Genomic DNA, 22,961 nt, shown 5'->3' with positions numbered 1-22,961 from the left:
AAAGGTCTTTTGACTATCAAAAAATCGCTACAAAGAGCTTTGCCATGACATAAGCAATCAGCCCACAGCCAGGGAAGGTCATCACCCAGGCAAAAATCATTTCCTTTACGATTCGCCAGTCAACACTGGATAGCCGCCGAGAAGCACCTACGCCCATGATAGCAGTCGTTTTCGTGTGGGTCGTTGAGACAGGGATTCCGAAGAGAGAAGCTAAAAACAAGCAGATTGCGGCACTCAGATCAGCAGAAAATCCTTGATATTTTTCCAGCTTCACCATGTCCATCCCAACAGACTTGATGATTTTCATTCCCCCTACTGAGGTCCCAAAGCCCATTGTTAATGAACAAAGTGCCATAACCCACAGCGGAATTGTAAAGCCATTGCCCGTCTTTTCAGCCAAGTTGTTGTAAAACAATCCCAACATGAAGACCCCCATGAATTTTTGACCATCTTGAGCGCCATGCAGGAAAGCATTAGCTGCAGCAGCAAAAGCCTGTCCAATAGTGAAAAATTTATTTGCTTTGGGCCGAGGGACATTTTTAAAAATTGCAACGATTGCTTTGGTGATCAGATAACCACCACCAAATCCCATCGCAGTGGATACAACCAAACCAATCAAAACCTTCAACCATTCTTGACCGTTTACAGCACCCAGCCCGCCGAGAGCCATCGCTGACCCTGTCAATCCGGCAATCAGCGCGTGGGATTCACTTGTAGGAATGCCGAAATACCACGCAGCAACTGCCCATACTACGATTGAAAACAAGGAGGCCGCCAACGCCACTTGCGAAGCACGCAAATCCCCTCCGGCATCAAAACTCACAATGTTGCTGATGGTTTCAGCCACCTGCGCATTGAAGGCTGTCATCACCAACGCTCCGAGAAAATTCATTACTACTGCGATACCGATAGCCGTATTCGGTTTCAAAACACGCGTGGAAACAGCCGTCGCAATGGCATTAGGGGCATCTGTCCAGCCGTTGACAAAAATAACCCCCATGACCAATGTCACAGTTACAATTAGTGCAATACTCACTAAGCACACCACCAAAATTCAGATTCTATTAAAAATTGACAAGTAGGCACACCACTTTTGAAAATCACACATGTTGGTAAACCCACATTATTCTATCGTTTTTTCCTACTCCCCGCAATACCAACTTCGATTTAATAGAAAAAAACTGATCCGCTTACAAACCAGCGACCCAAGTCCTTGCAATTACGGCATTTCCACTTCTTATTTATAAGAAAATAGCTGTAAAGGAAAATTTCTTAACATCTTTTATTGCATTGCCGATAAGGTTTAGGTATAATGACTAGTGTTGATTTGTACGAATTTATTCGTGCAATACTTTTTATCCGGAGGTGAACATCCCATGCCAAACATTGAATCTGCAATCAAACGCGTAAAAACGAGTGAAGCTGCTAACACAAAAAACTCGGCACAAACAAGCGCAATGCGTACAGCCATCAAAAAATTTGAACAAGCTGTCGAAGCAGGTGCCGATAACGTAGATGCGTTGTACAAAGACGCTGTCAAAGCGATCGACATGGCTGAAACAAAAGGCCTGATCCACAAAAACAAAGCAAATCGCGACAAATCTCGTCTGACTAGCAAACTTGCTAAATAATAACAACAAAAGCGCCCTTCTCAATGGAGGACGCTTTTTTGTTTACTCTTTCATCTGTGACAAAGAGCTGCAACAGCCCCTCAGGGTTAGCTGTTGCAGCTCTTTGTCTTCTTATAAACGGCTTATTTCAGCTCTTCAGAGGCTTCATACCCTTGCAAAATTGCTAAAAAAGTATCGCCGTATTTGTCTAGTTTGTTCTCACCGATCCCCTTGATCTGTAACATCTTCAAACGAGAATCGGGACGTTGTTCTGCCAAGTCTCGCAGTGTTTGATCAGAAAAGACGACATAGGGCGGCAGATTTTGTGCAGCAGCCAATTCATAGCGTTTCTGGCGCAACAATTCAAAAAGGCCATCATCCATTACAAGCTGTTTGACTTTTTGCTGCTTCCGATAAACTTGCTCTTGGCCTTTGAGCACCGACACACCCAAGTCCGTCAACTTCAAGGTAGGATATTCCCCTTCTCCAGCTGTCAAGTAGCCACTGGCGGTGACATAATCTACCAAAGCCGTCAAATCTTTTTGAGTCCATCCTTTCAGCAAACCGTATGTTGACAATTCATCAAAGTGCCATTGGGTTACCTTCTGATTTTTAGAGCCCGCCAATACTTGAACGACCAGGCCCTTGCCAAAGCGTTCCCCCATCCGCTTGACACAGGATAAGATCATCTGGGTTTCTTTGGTGATATCCACCAATTCCCGATCATCTAAGCAGTTGCCACAGCGGCCACAGTCAGGACCTTCTTCACCAAAATAGTGCAGAATATAGCGTTGCAAGCACAGTTGCGTATGGGCATATTGATTCATCTCTCGCAATTTCATGTACTCGTGATTCTTGTAATCTTGATTGGCTTCAGATTGCTGAATGAAAAACTGTTGGATCTGGATGTCATTTGGTGAATAAAACAAGATGGCTTCACTAGGCAAGCCGTCACGACCTGCCCGACCAGCTTCTTGATAATAAGATTCCAGGTTTCCCGGGATCTGCATATGAATGACAAAGCGAACATTGCTCTTATCAATACCCATGCCAAATGCGTTGGTAGCCACCATCACATTGACGCGGTCATAGATAAAATTCTCCTGATTGAATGTCCGTTCTGCTTCGGACATCCCACCGTGATAATGCCCCACTTTGATGCCTGCCTTTTCCAAGCGATTGTACTGCTTTTCGACTTCTTTTCGCGTGGAGCAATAAATGATACCTGCTTGATCGTGGTTTGTACGCAGATATTCCATCAAGTAACTCTCCGGACGATCCTTCACGACAGAAAAGGCCAGATTCTTCCGCTCAAAACTGGTTTTCACCAAATGGTCGCTGGGAATACGGAGCAGTTTTTGAATATCCGTTGCTACTTGAGGTGTTGCGGTAGCGGTCAATGCTACGACAGCCGTTTTTTCTCGCAAACTGTTAAGAAAATCCGGCAATGCCAAATAGCTGGGGCGAAAATCGTGTCCCCATTGAGAGATACAATGTGCCTCATCTACAGCTACCAGACTGATTTTGATATCATCCAGCAACTGGCGGAAATCTCCGGCTGTCAATCGTTCTGGCGCAACATATAACAGCTTAACTTCACCACTGCGCACTTTTCTCATCCGTTCAAAACTTTCACTGCGGGACAAGGAACTATTGATAAATGTCGCTGGGATCCCCAGTTCTTGTAAGGCATCCACTTGGTCTTTCATCAATGCAATCAGCGGGGAAATCACTAGAGTTACTCCAGATAGCATCAACGCCGGCAACTGATAACAGACTGATTTGCCGCCGCCTGTGGGCATGATTCCCAGTGTGCTTTCCCCATCCAAGACTTGCTGGATGATCTGTTCTTGCCCCGGTCTGAAACGGTCATAACCGTAGACTTTTTGTAAAAGTTCGAGTGTCTGATCCACTGTGATCCCTCCAAATACACTGCATAACGTAACAATAAAAACTCTTTTATGGCAGAATGAATCTGCCTTCCACTAAAAACGCTTAGTATCAAAATTGGTTTCTGAACCATCCTTGGCCACTCCCAAGCTTCAGGTCCAATCCTTCTATCGGTCAAATGACTTTTGCTCTGAGAAAAATTATCTCAAGGGTGCCCCTCTAGATTTTCAAACTCTAAAACAGTCACTCTAAAAAAACAGAGCGGTCAAAGAAACAGCGGGTCAAAATCGCCCCGCTGCCTCCAGTATCGTCAATTGAAAAAGCAATTCTTTGTCCATTTTGCCGGTTTTCACTAAATAGTCGTTTTCAATTAGCCTATCATAAACCTGCATCAACCGTTTTGCTGAAAATTTACGTACTTGCTGCATCGCAAGCTTAATTCGATAGGGATGAATACCAAGGATTTTTGCGATATTTGACTGTTGGTTTCCTTGTTTCATGAGGATTTGTGTCTGTAACAATAAACGCAACTGACTGATTAGAACCGCATTCAATTTGATCGTCTCTTCTCCTTGCAGCAACAAATCCTGATACAATCGTAAGGCAGCCTCCGTACGTCCTGCCAACAAGTGATCTGTCAGATCAAAAAGATTGTGATCCAGTGACTTAGGGATCAGTGCCAACAACTCTTCTGTCGTGACAGTTTTATTGCCCCCGGCGTACAAAACCAGCTTTTCCAATTCTCGCATTCCTTTGGACAAATCCAGATCCGTCAATTGAATAAATAAATCGAGTGTTTTTCTATCCATTTGTAGTCCGCTATTTTCCACGGAACGCTTTAAATACACAATGGCATCTTTTTCTTGCAAAGGCTGGACGTCGATAACCACAGCCGCTTTTTTCAAGGCCTTTGTAATTTTTTTTCGTTCATCCAATTTTTCATAGGGCGCCATGATTACCATTACTGCCGTATCTGCCGGTTGTGCGAGGTAAGTCAGAAAATCTTCAAAATCATGTTCTGGAACGCCAGTTTTGCGCTCGGCCGTCAAAAAGAAAGGATTCTCAATAAAAATCAAGCGCTTGTCCTCAGATGAAAACAAGGGCAGCGTGTCGGCTTCGGCAACTGCCAAGTTCAGATAGTCCTGCTCCATATCGAAACTCACTAAATCCAGATCGTCTTTTTGCAGATCCAATCGCTTCAAAAAGGCTTTTCTCACCTTGTCTTGAAGGTAGGCTTCTGTTCCTAACACTAGATAGATTGGTGCTAGTGGTTGTGATTTGATCTTTTGCAATGCACTTTGAGTATCCAGTATTTCCGCTTCCTCTCTGCCTTTTTTCGGCAAGAATCCCTTTTGCTATCCTATCATTTCGCTAGTATTTGTGCAATGCCGCAGCTAGCTTCACTCCTCTATCACAAGAACTTTTGCCGCTGCTGCTTCTTCGCCAATCGAATAGGAATAATAAATCATTCCTTGCAAGTCCGTTCGCAAAATATGGCAATTATTTGCTGTCAACGTATCTAACACTTCTTGATGGGGATGTCCGAAACGATTCTCAAAACCGGCAGAAATAATGACATCTTCAGGCTGAATCTGACTCAAAAAGTTCGCATCTGAAGAGGTCCGACTGCCGTGATGCCCGACTTTCAATACGTCAACTTTCAGTTGTGAAAACCGCTTGAGCAATTTCCCTTCGCCTTCCTTACCTAAATCACCGGTAAATAAGAATCGTTGCTGACCAACTCTAGCTGTCAGTACCACCGAGTCTTCATTTTCCCCTTTGCCCGAACCCGCCGGTGCCAACACCTGCATTGAAAAAGTATCATTTAATAAGTCACCGGCCGTCACTTGGGTGATTTTCGTTTTGGAGGGGATTGTCGTTAGTAACTGTGACAGATTTGGATGAGTGAACGCCCCTTTTCCGATGATTAGCTCATCGATTTGAAAATGCCGGAATAAAACCGCCGCATCCCCCATATGATCGCTGTCTCCATGAGTCAAGACCAGTTGATGAATCCGCGTTACACCTTCCCCTTTCAAAAAGGGAATCAGAGAGTACTCTGCAGCTGCTTTAGTCGCACCATGTGCCCACTCTTCTTTAGCAAAGCCCAAGCGGCCACCAGTATCAATCACAGTAACTTGCTGATTAAAACGATCCTTCACCACGATACTGTCTCCTTGACCGACATCAACAAATGCCACTATTTTATTGAGGGGGAAGCGACCAAAAATCAACGGAAGTAAAAAACAGACTACTGCCAGCTGCCATAACCCGGCATTTTTTTGTTGAATGAGCAAAAGACCCACTAAGAGGCAAAAGACAACTAGCATAACTGTCGGCTTGCCTGTGATTACCGAAACAAAGCCACTTCCTTGTAACAGGTAATTGATCATTAGTAATGCATTTTCAAGCAACTCGGAAAATACACCAGGCAGCGTCAGGCCGATTACCGAGGTGAGCGTCAAAAAAAGAAAGCCCGGTAATAAGAGATGACTGAAAAGTGACAAGCAGCAGACTGTCAATAAGCCACCTATTAAAGACCATTCATAAAACAAGTACATTAATAACGGTGCCGGCAATAAAGTTAGCTGTAATCCCTGAAGAAGCTGTTCCTTCAAAGTGACCGCTCGTGGCAACAACGTGAGCAACCAGGCCATATACAAAGACAGTTGCCCCCCTGTAGTCAAAAGAAAACGCGGCCAGACAAGTTGTAAGATTAATAAGACAATTGCAAACCGGTCCATGGCTGATAGTCGAATGCTAACCAGCTTCAACGTCCGGGTAACAAAATATAACAAGACAGCACGGGAAACACTACTGCTAGCTCCAAACAAGAGCCAGCCGACAGCTAAGCATAGACACATCGGCAAATAAGCTTCACCTTTTGTCAGTCCGATGCGGCGAAACAGTTTGTCCAGCAGTCCAAAGAAAAACAGTAAGTGCATTCCGGATATACTGAAGAGATGCAGGATACCGGCTTTTTTGAAGCCTTCTGCTGCTAATTGAAATTCGGGGTCTTTAAAACCGAAAAGAAGGGCTTTAATATAAGAGCCGGTAACAGGATAAAAGTGCTCTTCCACATGGTTGATCATATACCCACGAATGCGGCGAACCAAGGCAAAGAAACGGTCTTTCAAATTACTGTGACCCACTGGTTTATAGTTTTCAATGGCTGCTATTGTCACAGCCCCACGATAGCCGTTATTTTTCAGATACTCCTGATAAGAAAAGCCGTGTAGATTTCGCTTCAGCGTCCCTTTCGTCCACGTTCCAGTAACCGTCATTGCCAGTGTCTGTTCTCGAAAGTCTTGCCATTGTTGTTGCTGCTCCTGCTTTTTCAGATACAAAGAGACACGCAGCTTGTGTTTATCGGCAGTTATTGCATCAAAGCTGACCCGATCTCCATTGATTTGAATCGTATCACCTAAAAGCGTGAGGTTTAAAGACACTTTTTGTCCTTCAATCTGCCTATTTAAAGAACTTGCCTCGATGTCGTCATAAGAACCCAAACGAAGTACGCACAAAAAACCACAGAAGCAACCGATAACAACTAACCAGCGCTTTCTGTGGCAAAGAACCACACTAAAATAACCGAAAACCAACCAAAAAAACAGGGCACCTGTCACAACAGCCAAGACTAGCGACATTGCCAAAAGACTCGGGAAAATCAATTGGTTGCGCCAGCCCCTCCAATAGTTGTTACTCCTCAGAAGCATCCGCCAATGCACGAGCTGAGAGCTTCTCAAAGTACTTAGGGTCCAACGTCACCTGATGCACCGAGGCGCCTACTCGTTGGATCAGATCCATGGCATACTCGTCGTTGCGGTAGTCATGCAGGTAATGGATCTTTTTCACGCCAGCTTGCAACAAAGCCTTCGTACAATTTAAGCAGGGAAAATGGGTCACATAGATTTCTGATTGATCAGCTGAGATTCCCAGCTTCGCACATTGCAAAAGAGCGTTCACTTCTGCGTGGAGCGTGCGGATGCAATGCCCGTCTACCACATAACACCCCTCATCAATACAATGGACATCTCCAGAAACTGCGCCATTGTACCCGCCGGCAATAATTCGCTTGTCTTTGACCAAAGTAGCCCCCACCTCTAAGCGGGTACACGTACTGCGTAACGATAGTAAAACTGCCTGTGCCATGAAATACTGGTCCCAGGGGATGCGGGCATCTTTTCCCCCTGAAGAAATACTCAAATCACTGGTATCATCATATTTTTGCTGTTTTTCACTCATGTCAAATTCTCCTTATCTTCCAAAGTGGACACAAATTAGACACACGATTACATATTCAAGAAAACCATGTGCACGTTTTCTACTACAAAGTTGATCTATTCACAAAAAATCAGCAGCTTTCAAAAAAAAAAACGATAGAGCTACGGGCATTTTCTCATATCTATTTTGATACTGGATCTTGTTGAAATAAAAGCTTACTTTGGTCTATCTACCTAAATAGGTCTCGGATAAGTAATATTTTTGCTACTAACTATCCTAAATTTACCATATTCCCATACGTTTGGGTATCCACTTTTATAACACGACTCATCATCAGCCGCTACAATAAAAGTTATTGCAGCCTGCTTGCAAAACCTGCTTTATAAGCAAAAACCTTCCCCATCTTACATCAAACAAAAATCAGCGACATTTTTTCATCAGAATGACCTTTATCTGCTGGTACGAAGCATTCTTTTTTCAAAGATCGTTGTCAGCTAGAAGAAAATACTTGTGCCTAGTGCTTCAAACTGGTAAGGATTTAATCAACCTCTTCAAAAACTTCTTTTTCCTCGGCTCATAGTTAAAAACTTTTAGAAAACACTTGGTTTAAGAACCCCCGCCTACAGATAGCTTCCTACAATAAAAATCAAACCTGCAATTTTTTATCATTTCCCGAGGGTAGTTAGCTGTAGACCTCCAAGATAGGCCCATGGCTAGCCATGTTTCCGCATCGCTGACACATGATCTCAAAAATGTTTTCCTTTAAAATAATTACGTCTTTTTCTCCGCTTTTTTCGGAATTATGTAAATGATAACAAACAGTACTTGCAACTACGGATCCCAACTTAATTCAAGGTATGCCACGCTATTTTCCTGCGAAACTATAAAAAGGTCCCCACCGTTAACTACTTCTCTATATTAAAAAGGGGGCCGCTGTTTGTCTAAACAACGCCCCCAGCGGATAATTGATTTTGGAGATTAGTTATCAAATCATTTGGAAAATACTGGGAAACTCCGATACGCACCGTAATCGATTTTGCCTACTTTTAACAGAGTTTCCATATCGGTAGCCGAAATATCAAAGTCAACCGCTGCGTTGTTTTTCATATGCTCGCTATTCTCTGTCTTAGGCAATGGCAACAACCCCAGTTGCAACAAGAAACGAATCGCCAACTGTGGGATTGACACTTGATATTTAGTTGCCATTTTGGTGATAGTCTGATCTTTCAACATTTCCCCATGAGCAATCGGTGAATAGGCCTCTGTCAAAATCCCTTTCTCTGTTGTGTAGCGAATCAATTCAGTGGGGATTTCACCAATATGAGCCAGTACCTGATTGACCATTGGTTTGACAGTGCCGTGACTAATGATGTTTTGCAGGTCTTCTTTTTCAAAATTCGATACACCAATTGCCCGCAACTTGCCAGCTTGATAAGCTTCTTCCAACGCTTTCCACGCTGATAAATTTCCCGAAAAATAGTGCTCGTCTCCTTGAAATTCAGCCCATGGCTTCGGGCTGTGGATGATCATCATATCAATATAGTCGATATTCATTTTTTCAAGAGAACCTTCAATGGCTGCTACTGCTTCCCCGTAGTCTTTGATTTCTGCCGCTAATTTTGTAGTCACAAAGAGTGCTTCTCGAGGAACACCGGAATCACGGACCCCCGCCCCTACACCTGCTTCATTTCCGTAAGCTTGGGCTGTATCAATGTGTCGGTAACCGACAGCAATGGCTTGTTTTACTCGTTTTGCAGCAGCTTTTTCTTCAATCATCCAGGTGCCATAACCAATTTTGGGAATCTGGACACCATTTGCCAATTCGTAAGTATCACTTAACATGCAATTACCTCTTTTCTTTATTTCAGCACTTCTTTTAATCATTTAATTACATACAATTGAAAGTTCCTTACTTATGACTTTCTATCAACCTGTCTTGTAGTAAGTTTACTCGTCTATTTTCAGGCTTCTTTGCTAACAATCATCCCTTGCTTTAGGATTGGCTCTAAGCTTCAGGGAACGATTACCCAGGATTTCAGAAAACTTTTTTTGACACAGCCTGATTCCCAGCAGACATCCAAGTAGGATTCCCTCAAATAAAAACAGCCTGTTGTTCGTGATTGCCGGCAATACAGCCTGAAGTGCACCAATAACGATGGGCGAAAGTGCCGCCCCCAGATTAAACGTAATGAGTAAAATGGCCGTTCGCTTCTCTTGATTGAACTTAGCCTGATTCACACTATTAAACACATAAGGTACAAAGAGTCTGAAAAAGAATCCCGTCATCCCACCGCAAAGATATACCAGCCAAAGGGTGTTGGAAAATGCCAAAAGAATCAGCATGGCAGCCATTCCGGCGATTGAAAGTGAAACGATTCTTTGACCAAGCCAAGTAAATAGCTTACCAAAGAAAAATCCTGCCACCATAGCACCAGCACCAATTAGTGCAAGAAAGTTGCTAGCTTGCGTTCCGGCACCCAGATTAGCTGTCTGTAAGAACGAACCGATTTTAAAACTCAAAGACATATAGATGGTCACTAAAATCAGCAAGAGGCCCACAAGCTGAGTAAAGTTCGTTTCACTCGATCTTGGGGTTTTACCTTTTTCAGGTACAAGCTTGTGAGTCGCCAACACCGGCGGCATAATTTCCGGTACAAATAGGAGAAAAAGAACAAAGATTGGCAAAGCCATTCCATAAACAAGCAAAGAAGTCCGCCACCCAAAAATCATCAACTGGCCCACAGTAAGGGTAGCCAACATTCCGCCAATTCCTTCAAAGGCACTCTGAAAACCAATAACTGTCGCTAATTCTCTCCCTCGATAAAGTTGACTGGCAAAACTATAAAGCAAGGGATTGATCAACCCAATATCCACACCAAAGAAAATTCTTGAAAGCAGCAGCAGCTGAAAACTTCGCAGGAAAACAGGCAGAATTCCCATCAACAAAACCAATCCGATACCAACTAGAAGGCTCGTCTTATAACCAATTTTTCCTGCAAGCTTGGGACTGAGCAATACCGTGAGAATCACAAAAAGTGATGGAATGGTGACTAGCATTTCAATGAATACCAGACTGACTTCCGGATACGTTTGACTGATCTCAGGAATATTTCCGGCTATCGCTCCACCGGATACGATTAATAACGAAGCACTCAACAGACTGATCTTTGTCAGCAACGGATGCCTCTTTTTAGCCATCTTCATCTCATTTCTCAAAAATTTCTTTTGCCATACTAAAGGCAGACCAGGCTTTTGGCCAACCCGCGTAAAAGGCGAGATGGGTGATTAATTCCACAATCTCTTCCTTTGTGACCCCATTTTCTTTGGCAATGGTTAGATGACTTTTCAATTGCGGTGCCCCCATTGCCAATAATGCGGAACAAGTAATCAATGAACGGTCGTGTGCCGACAGCTGACTTTCTCTTGACCAGACTTCCCCAAATAGGACATCATCATTCAATTCAGCAAATTTGGGGGCAAACGCTCCCAGATGTTCTCTACCGGCTGTTTGTTTTTTCATTTGGATTCACCCCTCTGTAATTTTTTCCAACTCATTGTAATAATCGTCAGTAACGGGCTCCAACCACTCTGCCGACCCTGCCGTAATAGCGAGATGTTCAAACCAGCTATCTGCAGTGGCACCATGCCAGTGTTTAACACCATCATGGGTGATCACAACATCTCCTGCTGTTAAAAAGCGGGGGCTGTGTCCGTCTTCTTGGTACCAACCTTCGCCACCGGTCACTAACAATAATTGAAAGCCATCGTGATGAATGTGCCAATTATTTCGACAAGCAGGTTCAAAAGTAACATTTGCCACACCGACATTGATTTTGGGATCTGAGACCAACGATTTTAAATAGCTTTGACCGATAAAATATTGTGCAAAGGCCTCGTTTTTATCACCACTGGGGAAAATAACCCCATTCTTGATTTCTTCATTTTTTAACATTGTTGTCCCTCCAATTTTTTAAGTAACTGATCAGTTCTCCATGGCTGCCAACCAATTTTTGACAGCCGGTAATGCCTTTTGCACCCGGGAACCGGTGACCGGCAATTCCAAAGCGATTTCACTTTGGGGACACAGGCGTTTCAATTCGCAGATACTTCGTCCAAAGCCGCTTCCTTCGTGGGTACAGAAGGGATGGATGGTTTTCCCGTCTAAGTTTTGTTCACTAACGAAGGTCTTGATTACTTGAGGAAAACTTCCCCACCAATTTGGGTAGCCCAATAAAATTCTCTGATAATCGTTCAAATCCAGGTCAAGAGGCAGATAAGGTATTTGCAAATTGAGTTCAAACTCATTTTTAGCCAGCAGCTTAGTCCCTTCGTAGTCAGTTGGGTATGGGTTTAAGGGTTCTATTTTGCAAAAGTGCCACTGAGTTTGGGTTTGAATGATTTTTGCCAGCGTTTCCGTATTTCCTTGCGTCAAATGCTGTATTTCACCATCTAAATAATTCTCACCCGCTCTCGAAAAACAGAGGATACAAGTTTGCATTGCTTCACCTCCTAAAAAAAGCTGTAAAATGATTTCTACAATCATCTTACAGCCTGCTGGGTTATTATTCTAATGCCTATTTTATTCGGGTCTATGCTTTAAAAGCATATTTAAAACGGCGAATCACTTCTTTTACAACCGGTGTATGCATGCGTTTTTTCCAGACTAAGACACAGTTTGTTTTTACTTCTGGCATCAATGGCACAAATTTCGTACCCTCGCTCTTTCTATTTGAAATCGCTCCTTCAATAGCAAACGCAGAACCTACCCGATTTTCGACTAAAGCAAAGACATTAAAAATTAAATTATACGTACCAATCACATTGAAATCCTCCACCGGAATTTTGGCCCAGGCAGATAGCAATTCCCGGACTTCTTTTCTTTTAGAAAGAAGTAATGGCATGCCGAGAATATCAGCTGGCGTGATACAATCCTGTTGTGCCGCAAAACTGCTGGATGACACGAGAAAGCCCCACTTTTCTTCTCGAGGCAATCGCAGCGACTCCACAGCATTCAAGGTTACTGGTTCCAAAAGAACCGCCAAATCCAGAATTCCTTTTTCCAGCTTATCGGAAATTTCATCTGAAGTTCCAGTCACAAGGTCAAAACTGACTTGGGGGTGATCAGCTAAAACTTCCTCAAGCATCATCGCTACTGTGTCAGAGTTGTCTGCTTCTACACAGCCGATAGAAAAGCTGCCTGACAGCTCTTTATTTTGCCGATCCAGAAAGTCTTTTTCCAATTTAGCATTCAGTTGCAAAATCTCTTCGGCACGTTCTTTTAAAAAAAGACCATCCTCCGTTAGTTGCAGCTCTCTTGGACCTCGTTCAAAGAGGGGCGTCCCTATCGTTTCTTCCAGATCTTTGATTTGACGGCTTAAAGTTGGCTGCGTAACATTTAACACTTGTGCCGCCCGTGAGAAGTTTTTTTCTTCAGCAACCACCCAAAAATATCGCAGCAATCTGATTTCCATAAGAACCACCACCTTTTTTATAGTATAGCAAATAGACTACTCATCAGGTGTTTTTTTACAACGCCCCCACGATTCGATGCGGTACGTAAGGTTCTTCCAAATAGGTTATATCTTCTTCCTTGAGTTTCAAATTCACTGCCGGCAAAGCATCCGTCAGGTGTGTTATTTTCGTTGCACCGATGATAGGTGTGGCAACCGCCTTTTTTTGCATTAACCAGGCCAAGGCAACTTGAGCTCGCAGCACACCGTATTTATCAGCAACTTCAGCCACTCGATCCACAATAATGTGATCTTGCACTTCCGTGCTGTCGTATTTTTGCCGTGCAGTTTTATCAGTCAAAAAGCGTTTTGTCGTCGCCTCCCAGTCCCTTGTTAAACGTCCACCTGCCAGCGGACTATACGGGGTTACCGCAATTTTTTGATCCTCACACAAAGGCAGCATCTCCCGCTCTTCTTCCCGATACAATAAGTTCAAGTGGTTTTGCATGGAGACAAATTTCGTCCAGCCATTCTTTTCCGCCACATGCTGGGCCTTGGCAAATTGCCAGGCATACATTGCAGAGGCACCGATATATCTGGCTTTACCAGACTTTACAATATCATGAAGCGCCGCCATGCTCTCTTCAATTGGCGTATCATAATCCCAACGATGAATAATATAAAGATCCACATAATCCATTTGCAAGCGTTTTAAACTTTCATCAATTTGATACATCAGTGCTTTGCGTGACAATCCGCGATTATTCGGCGCTTTTTTCAATCCCATAAAGGCCTTGGTAGCAATCACCATTTCATCACGCTGAGCGTATGCTTTGATGGCTTTCCCAAGAATTTCTTCACTGGAACCATAAGAATAAATATTGGCGGTATCAAAAAAATTGAACCCTCTCTCAATCGCCTCTTTTAAAACCGGCAACGCTTCTGTTTCTGGTAAAGTCCATTCATGAAAGTTTGATTTTGGATCGCCAAAGCCCATTGCACCGATACACAATGGCGAGACATCCAGTCCGGTGTTGCCAAATTTGATATAGTCCATCTTAATTCCTCCGGTTCTTTCTTACTTCAATCAACTCAACAAACCTATCAACAGTCTTAGGATCCGCAAAGTCGAAAAACATACTTTCTTTCTTATCCAGCGTTTTAATACTTTCCATATCCGCTGACGAGAGATGAAAATCAAATACATCAAAATTTTCTGCCATTCGCGTTTTGTGGACAGATTTTGCCAAAACGACAATTTGTCGTTGAATCAACCAGCGCAAGATGACTTGAGCTGAAGATTTTCTGTATTTATGACCAATCTCAGTCAATATTGGGTCTTCAAAGATTCCCATTTTCCCTTCACCAAAGGGTGCCCAGGCCTCTGCTTGGATATTTCGCTCGACCAGATTTTCTTGTTCAGCAACTTGCTGATGAAAAGGATTGATTTCAATCTGATTAACCTGAGGAGTCACTCGATTGAAAGCCGCAAGATCTGCCACACGGTTCGGATTAAAATTGCTGACACCGATTGCTCGAATTTTTCCTTCTTCATACAGCTCTTCCAACGCCCGGTATGCTCCATAATAGTCACTTAAAGCTTGATGCAATAAGACTAAGTCGATGTATTCAACCTGCAGCTTTTCCATGGATGTCAAAACAGATGCCCGCGTTTTTTCATAGCCATAATTGTCTATCCAAACCTTTGTCGTGATAAACAGCTCTGATCGCGGAACAGCTGTTTCAGCAATTGCCTCTCCGACAGCTGCCTCGTTAAAGTAGCTTTGGGCGGTATCGATCAATCGATAGCCAACTGTGATTGCCTCCAAAACCGCTTGTTTTGTTTCCGCTTCGGGAATCTGGTAAACACCAAATCCCAAAACCGGCATTTTGATGCCATTATTCAAATTTACAAATTCCACTTGCTATCCCTTCTTTCTTTTAATGAACGACTGGATTGATAATGTCGACTAACTCGAAGGTCCTTTTTTCATAGTAAAATTTCAAAATACAGCAATTTTTTAACTTTTCCTTTTGATCCACATGACTGGTATGGGCCCATTTTCGCATAAATTGGCGACAAGCACCGCCATGAGAAACCATCAAAACCGTTGAGCCCGCCACTGCTGCCATCAACTGGCTTATGCCATTATTGATACGTTCGCGAAATTCTTGTTCTCCCTCACCGCCACTGAATACGAAAAAATCTCCATAAGGTAACGGCGGATTCAGCTCTTCTGAGGCCCCCTCGTATTTGCCGAAATACCATTCTTTCAGAGCTTTCACCCGTTGGTAGGCTTGACTGGTAATGATCTCCAGCGTGTCACTGGCACGTTCAGAAGTAGAAGAAAACGCCGCGTCAAACTGAATCCCCTGTTCACTAAAATAGGTCTTTGCCGCCATCGCCTGCTGAATACCAAGAGCAGTTAACGGCGAATCGCACCAACCTTGTATCAGTTTTCGCTGATTAAAAGCCGTCTGTCCATGTCGCATCAAATACAGTGTCTTCATTTGCTCTCCTCCACAGCTTTTTTATCCAATTTTATTTCATATGAACGCAAGTGCTCTTCATAGGTTTCAATTTTATGGTTCAAGTAATGCAAAGTTTCCGTTAGTTCCTTTACTTTTTCCTGCAATTTTTGTCGTTGTTCAATCAACAAGCTTTTTCTGGCTTCCGCAGTTTTTTCTCTGCCCATTTTGAAAAGTTCATTATACTCCACCAGTGCTTCAACTGAGACTCCAGCATTACGCATGGCTGTGGCAAAATATACCCAATTTAAATCATACTCTGAAAAATTCCGGTAACCATTTTGATCCCTTGTGATTGGTGGAATCACACCAACTCGCTCATAATACCGTAATGTGTCCGCTGAAACCTTGTACTTCTTACTCACAGATGTAATATTCATACGCTTCCCCTTCTTTCACGCTTAGGATACTCCTTGAAGGTAACTCCAACGCAAGTCAAAAAAGCATTGCCGCATATCATTTTTCAATTCCCAGTTTATAAACACTTCGCCGCTTCGTCCAATACTTCTCTTAAAAAGCAGCTATGCCTGAAAAGCATAGCTGCTTTTTAAAACACGGCTTCGGTTTTATTCCTGCAAATAGTTGCGCCACTCCTCGTGTCAACGTCCCCAGAAAGAACATTATCAGATGTAAAAAAAAGGTGAACGAGACTGACTTAACTTGATGCAATCAAGATCAGTCAGCGCTTGAAATTTTTAACAATAAAAAAACCAAGACCCTTCCGCTGTCTTTAAAGGAAATGACTTGGCTTTTCATCGTTCCTCACGTATTAGTAGTGTTCGTTTTGGAGGCGATTGCCTAGCTGATGCTCACAGTTTTTTGCCTGCAATTCGTCTCATTCGCTTCATGAAATGACGATACGACGATTATTGCAGTCCCTATCCTCAGTCAAACCGTAATAGACGGGCGCAGCTTTTCGACAGTTTTTTCGCCAATGCCCGAAACTTCCTTCAAGTCTTCCACTGTTTTAAAGGGTCCATTTTCTTCCCGGTAGGAAATGATCGCCGCTGCTTTTTTCTGCCCAATCCCTGATAACGTGGTTAGCTCAGCAACATCTGCTGTATTGATATTGACCTGCTCTTGGTGAGAGCTGTCTTGATCAGATTCAGGTGTCATACCCTGCCCGTTTTCCTGGAAGACTGCCGGAGACAAGTCTTGTTCTTTTGCTTCTGTCGTGGTGAGCACATAAATCATTTGTTGGTCTGTCAAAATTTGAGCCTGATTCAAAAGCTCAACCGCAGCTTCCTCTGTCAGGCCGCCAGCGAGTTTCAACAAATCATGTACTCGTTCACCGATTGACAGTCGGTACACACCAGGTTGCACAACCGCTCCTTTGATATCAACAAAAATAAACTGATCCTCACTACTATTTGCAGCTACTGAGGCGCTGGAAGCTTCTATGTCAGAAGTTTCCGAAATAGCCAACAGCTCCTCCTTTTTGTTTGCCGGCAGATTCTGCCGATCCGCAAAAAACAGCTTACCCAAGCCAAGTCCCACTGCTAGTAACAACAGAGCGCCAATCATCACCAGCTGTCTTTGATAGGCTTTCAATAAATCATACATACGCATCGGTTCACTCCCTTACAGTTTAGCAGTCCCTCTTTGAATCCTTAGTGTTGTTTACTCTTCATAAGAAGGTACGCAAAAAAAGCTGTCGGACTTAATTTGCCCCACAGCTTTTCTAATTTCTGGCTTTTTCTTTATTTCTCTAAAAGAGCAATAATTTCTTGCGGTGTATGACAGACGAAATCTGCAGCCACATGTTCCAATACATCCTCGTTATCAAAAAAACAAGAATGGATTCCAGCGCTATTGCCGGCTTCCACGTCCATGATACGGTCCCCAATCATAACACTGCTAGCGGGATCCATCTGATATTTGTTTACCAAATACAAAACCGCCTCAGGGTCCGGCTTGCGGGCAAATTTCATTTCAGGCCCGACAATCGCTTCGAAATACTCTGCCAAATCATCTTTTTCCAGCAAAGAACGGGTATCATCTGCCATCCGATGAGTCATAATGAATTGGCGCCCGCCACCTGCCTTAATAGCTGCTAGGGTTTCTTTTACACCAGAAAAGGGCTTTGGTACTCTCGCATCCAAGTCTTCAATGGCATGCTGCTCTTTGGCAAATTGCTCAAAATCAATCCCATAGGTTTCAGCAACCTTTTTTGAAGAGAACTCTTTGAGCATCTTATAAACAGTCTTTGAATCAGCTGCCACGCCATGATTTTCCAAAACCTTCATAATTGCCGCTAGAATTATCGGATAGGTATCATACAATGTCCCGTCAAAATCCCAAATAAAGTATTTCATTCCTGTAAATGTCACTCCTTTTATTGAATCCATCAGTTGTTGCTTTCTTTTAACAACGATAACCTAAAACAGAAATCGTCGCAACCTTTCTGAAAATAAATATATCTTTTTCAAACAATTATTTTCAAAAAAGATTGCAGCCTCAAATTCACTCCAAAAAAAGAAGACGACGAAATTCGCCGTCTCCTGAGAATGAAAATACAATTAGTTTTTGAAGGAATGAATTGGTGCTGGAATCCGTCCGCCTCGTTGAATGAAGGCAGTGGATTTCGCTGGGTTGGTCCCCATCACTGGTGCTCTTCCCAACAAGCCACCGAACTCTACCATATCCCCAACTTTTGTTCCAGCTGCCGGAATGATACGAACCGCAGTCGTTTTGTGATTGATGACACCGATTGCGGCTTCGTCAGCAATCATTGCAGCAATTGTCTCAGCCGGAGTGTCTCCCGGAATCGCGATCATATCCAAGCCCACGGAGCAAATAGCCGTCATCGCTTCCAACTTTTCGAGATTCAACAGGCCTTTTTCAACCGCAGTAATCATTCCTTGATCTTCTGATACCGGAATAAAAGCACCTGATAATCCACCCACATGATTGCAGGCCATCACACCGCCTTTTTTGACTGCATCATTCAACAATGCCAAAGCGGCCGTCGTGCCATGAGTTCCCACAGAACCCAGACCCATTTCTTCCAAAATATCCGCCACACTGTCACCCACAGCCGGTGTCGGTGCCAAAGACAAGTCCACGATTCCAAATGGTACTCCCAGACGTTGGGAAGCGATTTGTCCCACCATTTGACCCATCCGTGTGATTTTGAAAGCTGTCTTTTTGACGGTTTCTGCTACCACATCAAAGGATTCCCCTTTGACTTTTTCTAACGCTCGCAAAACAACTCCCGGCCCGGAAACACCCACGTTGATTTCACAGTCGGCTTCTCCTACACCGTGAAAGGCACCGGCCATAAAAGGATTGTCTTCGACTGCATTTGCAAAGACCACCAGTTTGGCACAACCCATGTCAGAAGCTTCCGCAGTCTTTTTGACCGTTTCGCCCATCAAGCGCACAGCATCCATGTTGATACCGGCTTTTGTGGAGCCAATATTGACAGAAGAACAGACAAAATCAGTTTCTGCTAAGGCTTGTGGGATCGATTCGATCAATGCCAAATCTGCCCCTTGATAGCCTTTTTCCACTAAAGCCGTATACCCGCCGATAAAATTGACACCCAATGTTTGTGCGCAACGATCCAATGTTTTGGCAAAGGCCACACAGTCCTGCCCGCCACTGGCAGCTGCCACTAGAGAAATTGGCGTTACTGAGATTCGTTTGTTAATGATGGGAATACCAAACTCCAGCTCAATCTCGTTTCCGACTTTGACCAAATCCCGAGCTTTAGTAGTGACCTTCTGATAGATATTGTCGCAGGTGGTTTTGACATCCGACGAGATACAGTCTAACAATGAGATTCCCATCGTGATTGTCCGTATATCGAGATTTTCTTCTTCCACCATGCGGATCGTTTCTAAAATCTGATTCGTTTCCATTGCTTACCCCCATGAAAATATTGTAAAAGCTGATAGGCAATTCCTTATGAATGCCACAGAATTCTTAACTGTGCTTACAATTTATGCATAGCGTTGAAGATTTCTTCGTTTTGGACTTTGATTGACACACCCAAAGTCTCGCCTACTTGATTCAGTTCACTTCTGATCTTTTCAAAATCGCTGTTTTTATCCATCGATAGCATCATCATCATCGTAAAGTAGTCATCCATGATCGTTTGTGAAACATCTAGGATATTAATTTCCAGTTCAGCTAATTTCTGACTGACTCCGGCAACGATCCCGACTTTATCTTTCCCGATTACTGTTAAAATGGCCCGCATGTTGAAGCTCCCCCTTTGATTTTTTCATAGTATAGCATAAAATTTATACTAAAAATGATTATTTGTTAACATTTATACGTTTCCACCTTTTTTTGTTCGTGTTTCTTCTTGCTAATCTCCTGCGAATATCAGCTATCCAAATGATTGTTTACAAGATGGATTTAGAAATGATCTGCAGGTTGTCATCAAATTCATATAAAACCGGCGCCGCATTTGGAATTTCAATGGTATCCATCTGATCTTCCGGCACCTGTTCTAAATACTTCACTAATGCCCGCAAACTGTTGCCATGGCCACAAACCAATATGTTCTTTTGCTGCAATAGCTGCGGGGCAATCTCATCTTGCCATAAAGGCAGAACACGTTGAACCGTCATAGCCAAATTTTCAGCATGAGGAATTGTCTGTGGGTCCAGATAGGCATAACGTCGATCCAATTGGTTTTGCTCCAGTCGTGGCGGCATTTCATAATAGCCTCGGCGCCATTTTTTCACCTGTTCGGCACCAAATTCTTTTTCCATCTGCTTTTTATTCTTCCCCACTAAAGCGCCATAATGCCGTTCATTTAACCGCCAGCTCTTCGTCACTGGTATATAGAGCTGATCACAGACCTCCAGCACCGTCTGACAGGTGATCATTGCTCGTTGTAATACGGATGTGTAGGCACCATCAAAAATGATTCCCGCCGCCGCAATTTTGGCTCCTGCTGCTGCGGCCTGTTGGCGTCCTTTTTCAGTCAGTGGTACATCCAACCAACCCGTCCAATAATTTTCGTAATTTGCTTCGCTTTCTCCATGACGGATGATTATCATCTTCATTGCCAACAGCTCCTTTTACGGTGAGACAGACTTGCTGAGTTGAAATGTATGCTCTTTCAGTGCTTTTTCTAATCAGTTCCATCTGTTTTCAGTATTTATTATTGCAGTTTTTCGGCAGCTTGTCATGAAAAGACCAACGAAAACTTGGAAAACAGTAAATTTTGTCATCTAGGCCGATTTGTCTAAATGCCCTGACCTAACTTTTGACCGATTTTTTTCTTCGGCGCATACTAAAAGTGGAAATAGAAACAACTGGTCTGGCACAGAAAAGCGTTGTTTCAACAGGCTTGCTTTTCTCAGATCAAAAATTGGAATCGGAGGGATCTTGATGTATTACAGCAATGGCAACTATGAGGCGTTTGCCCGCCCGAAAAAACCCGCAGATGTAGACAACAAATCTGCCTATCTAGTAGGTGCCGGCTTAGCTAGCTTGGCAGCCGCCAGCTTTTTGATTCGCGATGGCCGCATGAAAGGTGAAAACATCCACATTTTGGAAGAATTGCCCATCGCTGGAGGTAGCTTGGACGGAATCTTGAATCCGGACCGTGGATTTATCATTCGAGGTGGTCGGGAAATGGAAAACCACTTTGAATGTTTGTGGGATCTATTTCGCTCAATTCCTTCTCTGGAAGTCGAAGATGCTTCTGTTTTGGACGAGTTCTACTGGTTGAATAAAGAAGATCCCAACTACTCTAAATGCCGGATTATCAATAACCGTGGTCAGCGCAAAGCTACTGATGGCCAGTTCACGATGTCTGATAAATCATCTGAAGAAATGGTCAAATTGTTTCTAACGCCAGAAGAAGACTTGCAAGATATCAAAATCACTGATGTCTTTTCAGAGGAATTCTTTGAATCCAACTTCTGGATTTACTGGTCAACAATGTTTGCTTTTGAAAAATGGCACTCCGCTATGGAAATGCGCCGCTACATCCTGCGTTTCATCCATCATATCGGTGGTCTCCCTGATTTGTCAGCCTTAAAATTCACCAAGTACAACCAATATGAATCTTTAGTTTTACCATTGGTCAATTATTTAGAAAGTCATCATGTGGACTTTCAATACGACGTTAAAGTCACGAATGTTTTGGTAGATTCTACCGGCAATAAAAAAATTGCCCGCTCATTAGCCGTCACTCGTGGCGGAAAAGAAGAAACAATTGATCTGACCGTTAACGATCTTGTTTTTATCACAAATGGCAGTATCACTGAAAGCACAAAATACGGTGACAATGATCATCCTGCTCCAGCAACTCATGATCTGGGCGGCAGTTGGCAACTGTGGAAAAATCTTGCAGCTCAGGATAGCGCATTTGGTCGTCCGGAAAAATTCTGCGAAAATCTCCCAGAAAAAAGCTGGTTTATCTCAGCAACGACAACTGTCAAAGACAAGCGTGTTGCTGAATATATTCAAAAAATCAGTAAACGGGATCCTTATGCAGGTAAAGTTGTTACTGGTGGTATCGTGACTGCCGAAGATTCTAGCTGGATGATGAGTTATACCTTGAATCGTCAACCTCACTTCAAAGCACAACCCCATGACGAACTGGTGGTTTGGATTTACGGTCTATACTCCGACGTTCCCGGTGATTTTATCAAGAAGCCAATCACACAATGTACCGGTGCAGAAATCGCCGAAGAATGGCTGTATCACATGGGTGTTCCAGAAGAATTGATTGCTGATTTGGCCCACAACGGCTGTGAAACAATCCCAGTCTACATGCCTTTCATCACTTCTTACTTCATGCCACGGGCCTTGGGAGATCGTCCTCTTGTGGTACCAGAAGGCTCACAAAACTTGGCCTTTATCGGGAACTTTGCAGAAACACCTCGTGACACAGTCTTCACAACAGAATATTCTGTGCGGACTGCGATGGAAGCTGTTTATACTTTGCTGGATGTAGATCGCGGGGTTCCAGAAGTCTTCGCCTCTGCCTATGATGTCCGGACACTGTTGTCTTCTACTTCTCGCTTGATGGACGGCAAAAAACTAGCCGATATCAAAGTCCCATGGTTGATTAAGCTCGTCGAGAAAAAAGGCTTGAAGAAAGTAGATGGCACAATCATTCCACAATTGTTGAAAGACGCCGGCTTGTTGTAAGCAATCCCCGATTCTTTTTTGAGCAAATAAAATTTCATAATAGAATACAGTGAATAGAAAAAAGAGCATCGCCGGTTTTATTCGGCGATGCCCTTTTTTCTATTCATCAATCAGTGATTCGCTTGGTTTAATGACA

22 protein-coding genes are annotated in these 22,961 nt (G+C 43.3%); 2 read left to right on the top strand and 20 right to left on the bottom strand.

Annotated elements, in window-relative coordinates; translation table 11 throughout:
• Nucleotides 1–16: 16 nt before the first annotated feature.
• Nucleotides 17–1,000 (bottom strand): inorganic phosphate transporter, encoded by a 984-nt coding sequence (locus tag ACOMA8_RS06660; RefSeq protein WP_161900741.1) that lies wholly within the window; start codon nucleotides 998–1,000, stop codon nucleotides 17–19.
• A gap of 376 nt (nucleotides 1,001–1,376) precedes the next feature.
• On the opposite strand from ACOMA8_RS06660, the gene rpsT reads away from it, so the two are divergent.
• Nucleotides 1,377–1,631, top strand: coding sequence for a 30S ribosomal protein S20 (gene rpsT, locus ACOMA8_RS06655; protein WP_161900579.1), 255 nt, complete (start codon nucleotides 1,377–1,379; stop codon nucleotides 1,629–1,631).
• A 122-nt stretch (nucleotides 1,632–1,753) separates the two neighbouring features.
• Here rpsT and recQ read toward each other — a convergent pair whose 3' ends face one another.
• From recQ to ACOMA8_RS06560, 19 genes are all read right to left on the bottom strand, one after another.
• Entirely contained in the window at nucleotides 1,754–3,523 is a 1,770-nt protein-coding gene (gene recQ, locus ACOMA8_RS06650) for a DNA helicase RecQ (protein WP_421369484.1), read from the bottom strand.
• 258 nt (nucleotides 3,524–3,781) lie between these two features.
• Nucleotides 3,782–4,810, bottom strand: coding sequence for a DNA polymerase III subunit delta (gene holA, locus ACOMA8_RS06645; RefSeq protein WP_421369527.1), 1,029 nt, complete (start codon nucleotides 4,808–4,810; stop codon nucleotides 3,782–3,784).
• A gap of 90 nt (nucleotides 4,811–4,900) precedes the next feature.
• Nucleotides 4,901–6,949, bottom strand: a complete 2,049-nt coding sequence (locus ACOMA8_RS06640) for a DNA internalization-related competence protein ComEC/Rec2 (RefSeq protein ID WP_421369482.1) — start codon at nucleotides 6,947–6,949, stop codon at nucleotides 4,901–4,903.
• A 250-nt stretch (nucleotides 6,950–7,199) separates the two neighbouring features.
• A complete protein-coding gene (locus ACOMA8_RS06635) occupies nucleotides 7,200–7,745 on the bottom strand; it encodes a ComE operon protein 2 (RefSeq protein WP_421369480.1) in 546 nt (181 codons plus the stop codon).
• A gap of 969 nt (nucleotides 7,746–8,714) precedes the next feature.
• Nucleotides 8,715–9,566 carry an aldo/keto reductase gene (locus ACOMA8_RS06630; protein WP_421369478.1) on the bottom strand — a complete coding sequence of 284 codons (852 nt, stop codon included), beginning with the start codon at nucleotides 9,564–9,566 and terminating at the stop codon, nucleotides 8,715–8,717.
• A gap of 132 nt (nucleotides 9,567–9,698) precedes the next feature.
• Entirely contained in the window at nucleotides 9,699–10,928 is a 1,230-nt protein-coding gene (locus ACOMA8_RS06625; protein ID WP_421369476.1) for an MFS transporter, read from the bottom strand.
• Nucleotide 10,929: 1 nt separating this feature from the next.
• Nucleotides 10,930–11,244, bottom strand: a complete 315-nt coding sequence (locus ACOMA8_RS06620) for a carboxymuconolactone decarboxylase family protein (RefSeq protein ID WP_161900585.1) — start codon at nucleotides 11,242–11,244, stop codon at nucleotides 10,930–10,932.
• A 6-nt stretch (nucleotides 11,245–11,250) separates the two neighbouring features.
• Nucleotides 11,251–11,676 (bottom strand): cupin domain-containing protein, encoded by a 426-nt coding sequence (locus ACOMA8_RS06615; RefSeq protein ID WP_421369474.1) that lies wholly within the window; start codon nucleotides 11,674–11,676, stop codon nucleotides 11,251–11,253.
• Nucleotides 11,677–11,706: 30 nt separating this feature from the next.
• Nucleotides 11,707–12,267 (bottom strand): flavodoxin, encoded by a 561-nt coding sequence (locus tag ACOMA8_RS06610; protein ID WP_421369473.1) that lies wholly within the window; start codon nucleotides 12,265–12,267, stop codon nucleotides 11,707–11,709.
• A gap of 46 nt (nucleotides 12,268–12,313) precedes the next feature.
• Nucleotides 12,314–13,195: a LysR family transcriptional regulator gene (locus ACOMA8_RS06605; RefSeq protein WP_421369471.1), complete on the bottom strand. Its 882-nt coding sequence runs from the start codon at nucleotides 13,193–13,195 to the stop codon at nucleotides 12,314–12,316.
• Nucleotides 13,196–13,250: 55 nt separating this feature from the next.
• A complete protein-coding gene (locus ACOMA8_RS06600; protein WP_421369469.1) occupies nucleotides 13,251–14,231 on the bottom strand; it encodes an aldo/keto reductase in 981 nt (326 codons plus the stop codon).
• A 1-nt stretch (nucleotide 14,232) separates the two neighbouring features.
• Entirely contained in the window at nucleotides 14,233–15,096 is an 864-nt protein-coding gene (locus tag ACOMA8_RS06595) for an aldo/keto reductase (protein WP_421369468.1), read from the bottom strand.
• 19 nt (nucleotides 15,097–15,115) lie between these two features.
• Nucleotides 15,116–15,685, bottom strand: a complete 570-nt coding sequence (locus tag ACOMA8_RS06590) for a histidine phosphatase family protein (RefSeq protein ID WP_421369466.1) — start codon at nucleotides 15,683–15,685, stop codon at nucleotides 15,116–15,118.
• Complete coding sequence (locus tag ACOMA8_RS06585; RefSeq protein WP_421369465.1) at nucleotides 15,682–16,083, bottom strand: MerR family transcriptional regulator; 402 nt, start codon at nucleotides 16,081–16,083, stop codon at nucleotides 15,682–15,684. The genes ACOMA8_RS06590 and ACOMA8_RS06585 overlap by 4 nt, the downstream gene beginning before the upstream one ends.
• Before the next feature lie 508 nt (nucleotides 16,084–16,591).
• Nucleotides 16,592–17,272: a helix-hairpin-helix domain-containing protein gene (locus ACOMA8_RS06580; protein ID WP_421369463.1), complete on the bottom strand. Its 681-nt coding sequence runs from the start codon at nucleotides 17,270–17,272 to the stop codon at nucleotides 16,592–16,594.
• Nucleotides 17,273–17,403: 131 nt separating this feature from the next.
• Nucleotides 17,404–18,051, bottom strand: coding sequence for an HAD-IA family hydrolase (locus ACOMA8_RS06575; RefSeq protein ID WP_421369461.1), 648 nt, complete (start codon nucleotides 18,049–18,051; stop codon nucleotides 17,404–17,406).
• Between the two features lie 171 nt (nucleotides 18,052–18,222).
• On the bottom strand, nucleotides 18,223–19,566 hold the full coding sequence (locus ACOMA8_RS06570; protein WP_161900594.1) for a PFL family protein: 1,344 nt from the start codon (nucleotides 19,564–19,566) through the stop codon (nucleotides 18,223–18,225).
• Between the two features lie 74 nt (nucleotides 19,567–19,640).
• A complete protein-coding gene (locus ACOMA8_RS06565) occupies nucleotides 19,641–19,907 on the bottom strand; it encodes an ACT domain-containing protein (RefSeq protein WP_161900595.1) in 267 nt (88 codons plus the stop codon).
• A gap of 148 nt (nucleotides 19,908–20,055) precedes the next feature.
• A complete protein-coding gene (locus tag ACOMA8_RS06560; RefSeq protein ID WP_421369459.1) occupies nucleotides 20,056–20,724 on the bottom strand; it encodes a 2,3-bisphosphoglycerate-dependent phosphoglycerate mutase in 669 nt (222 codons plus the stop codon).
• Between the two features lie 328 nt (nucleotides 20,725–21,052).
• Between ACOMA8_RS06560 and ACOMA8_RS06555 the strand changes: the two genes are divergently transcribed.
• Nucleotides 21,053–22,825, top strand: coding sequence for an oleate hydratase (locus ACOMA8_RS06555; RefSeq protein ID WP_161900597.1), 1,773 nt, complete (start codon nucleotides 21,053–21,055; stop codon nucleotides 22,823–22,825).
• Nucleotides 22,826–22,961 lie beyond the last annotated feature (136 nt).

Source organism: Enterococcus infantis (assembly GCF_049166715.1).
Lineage (GTDB): Bacteria > Bacillota > Bacilli > Lactobacillales > Enterococcaceae > Enterococcus_C > Enterococcus_C leclercqii.
This window is presented reverse-complemented; position numbering and strand designations above follow the sequence as displayed.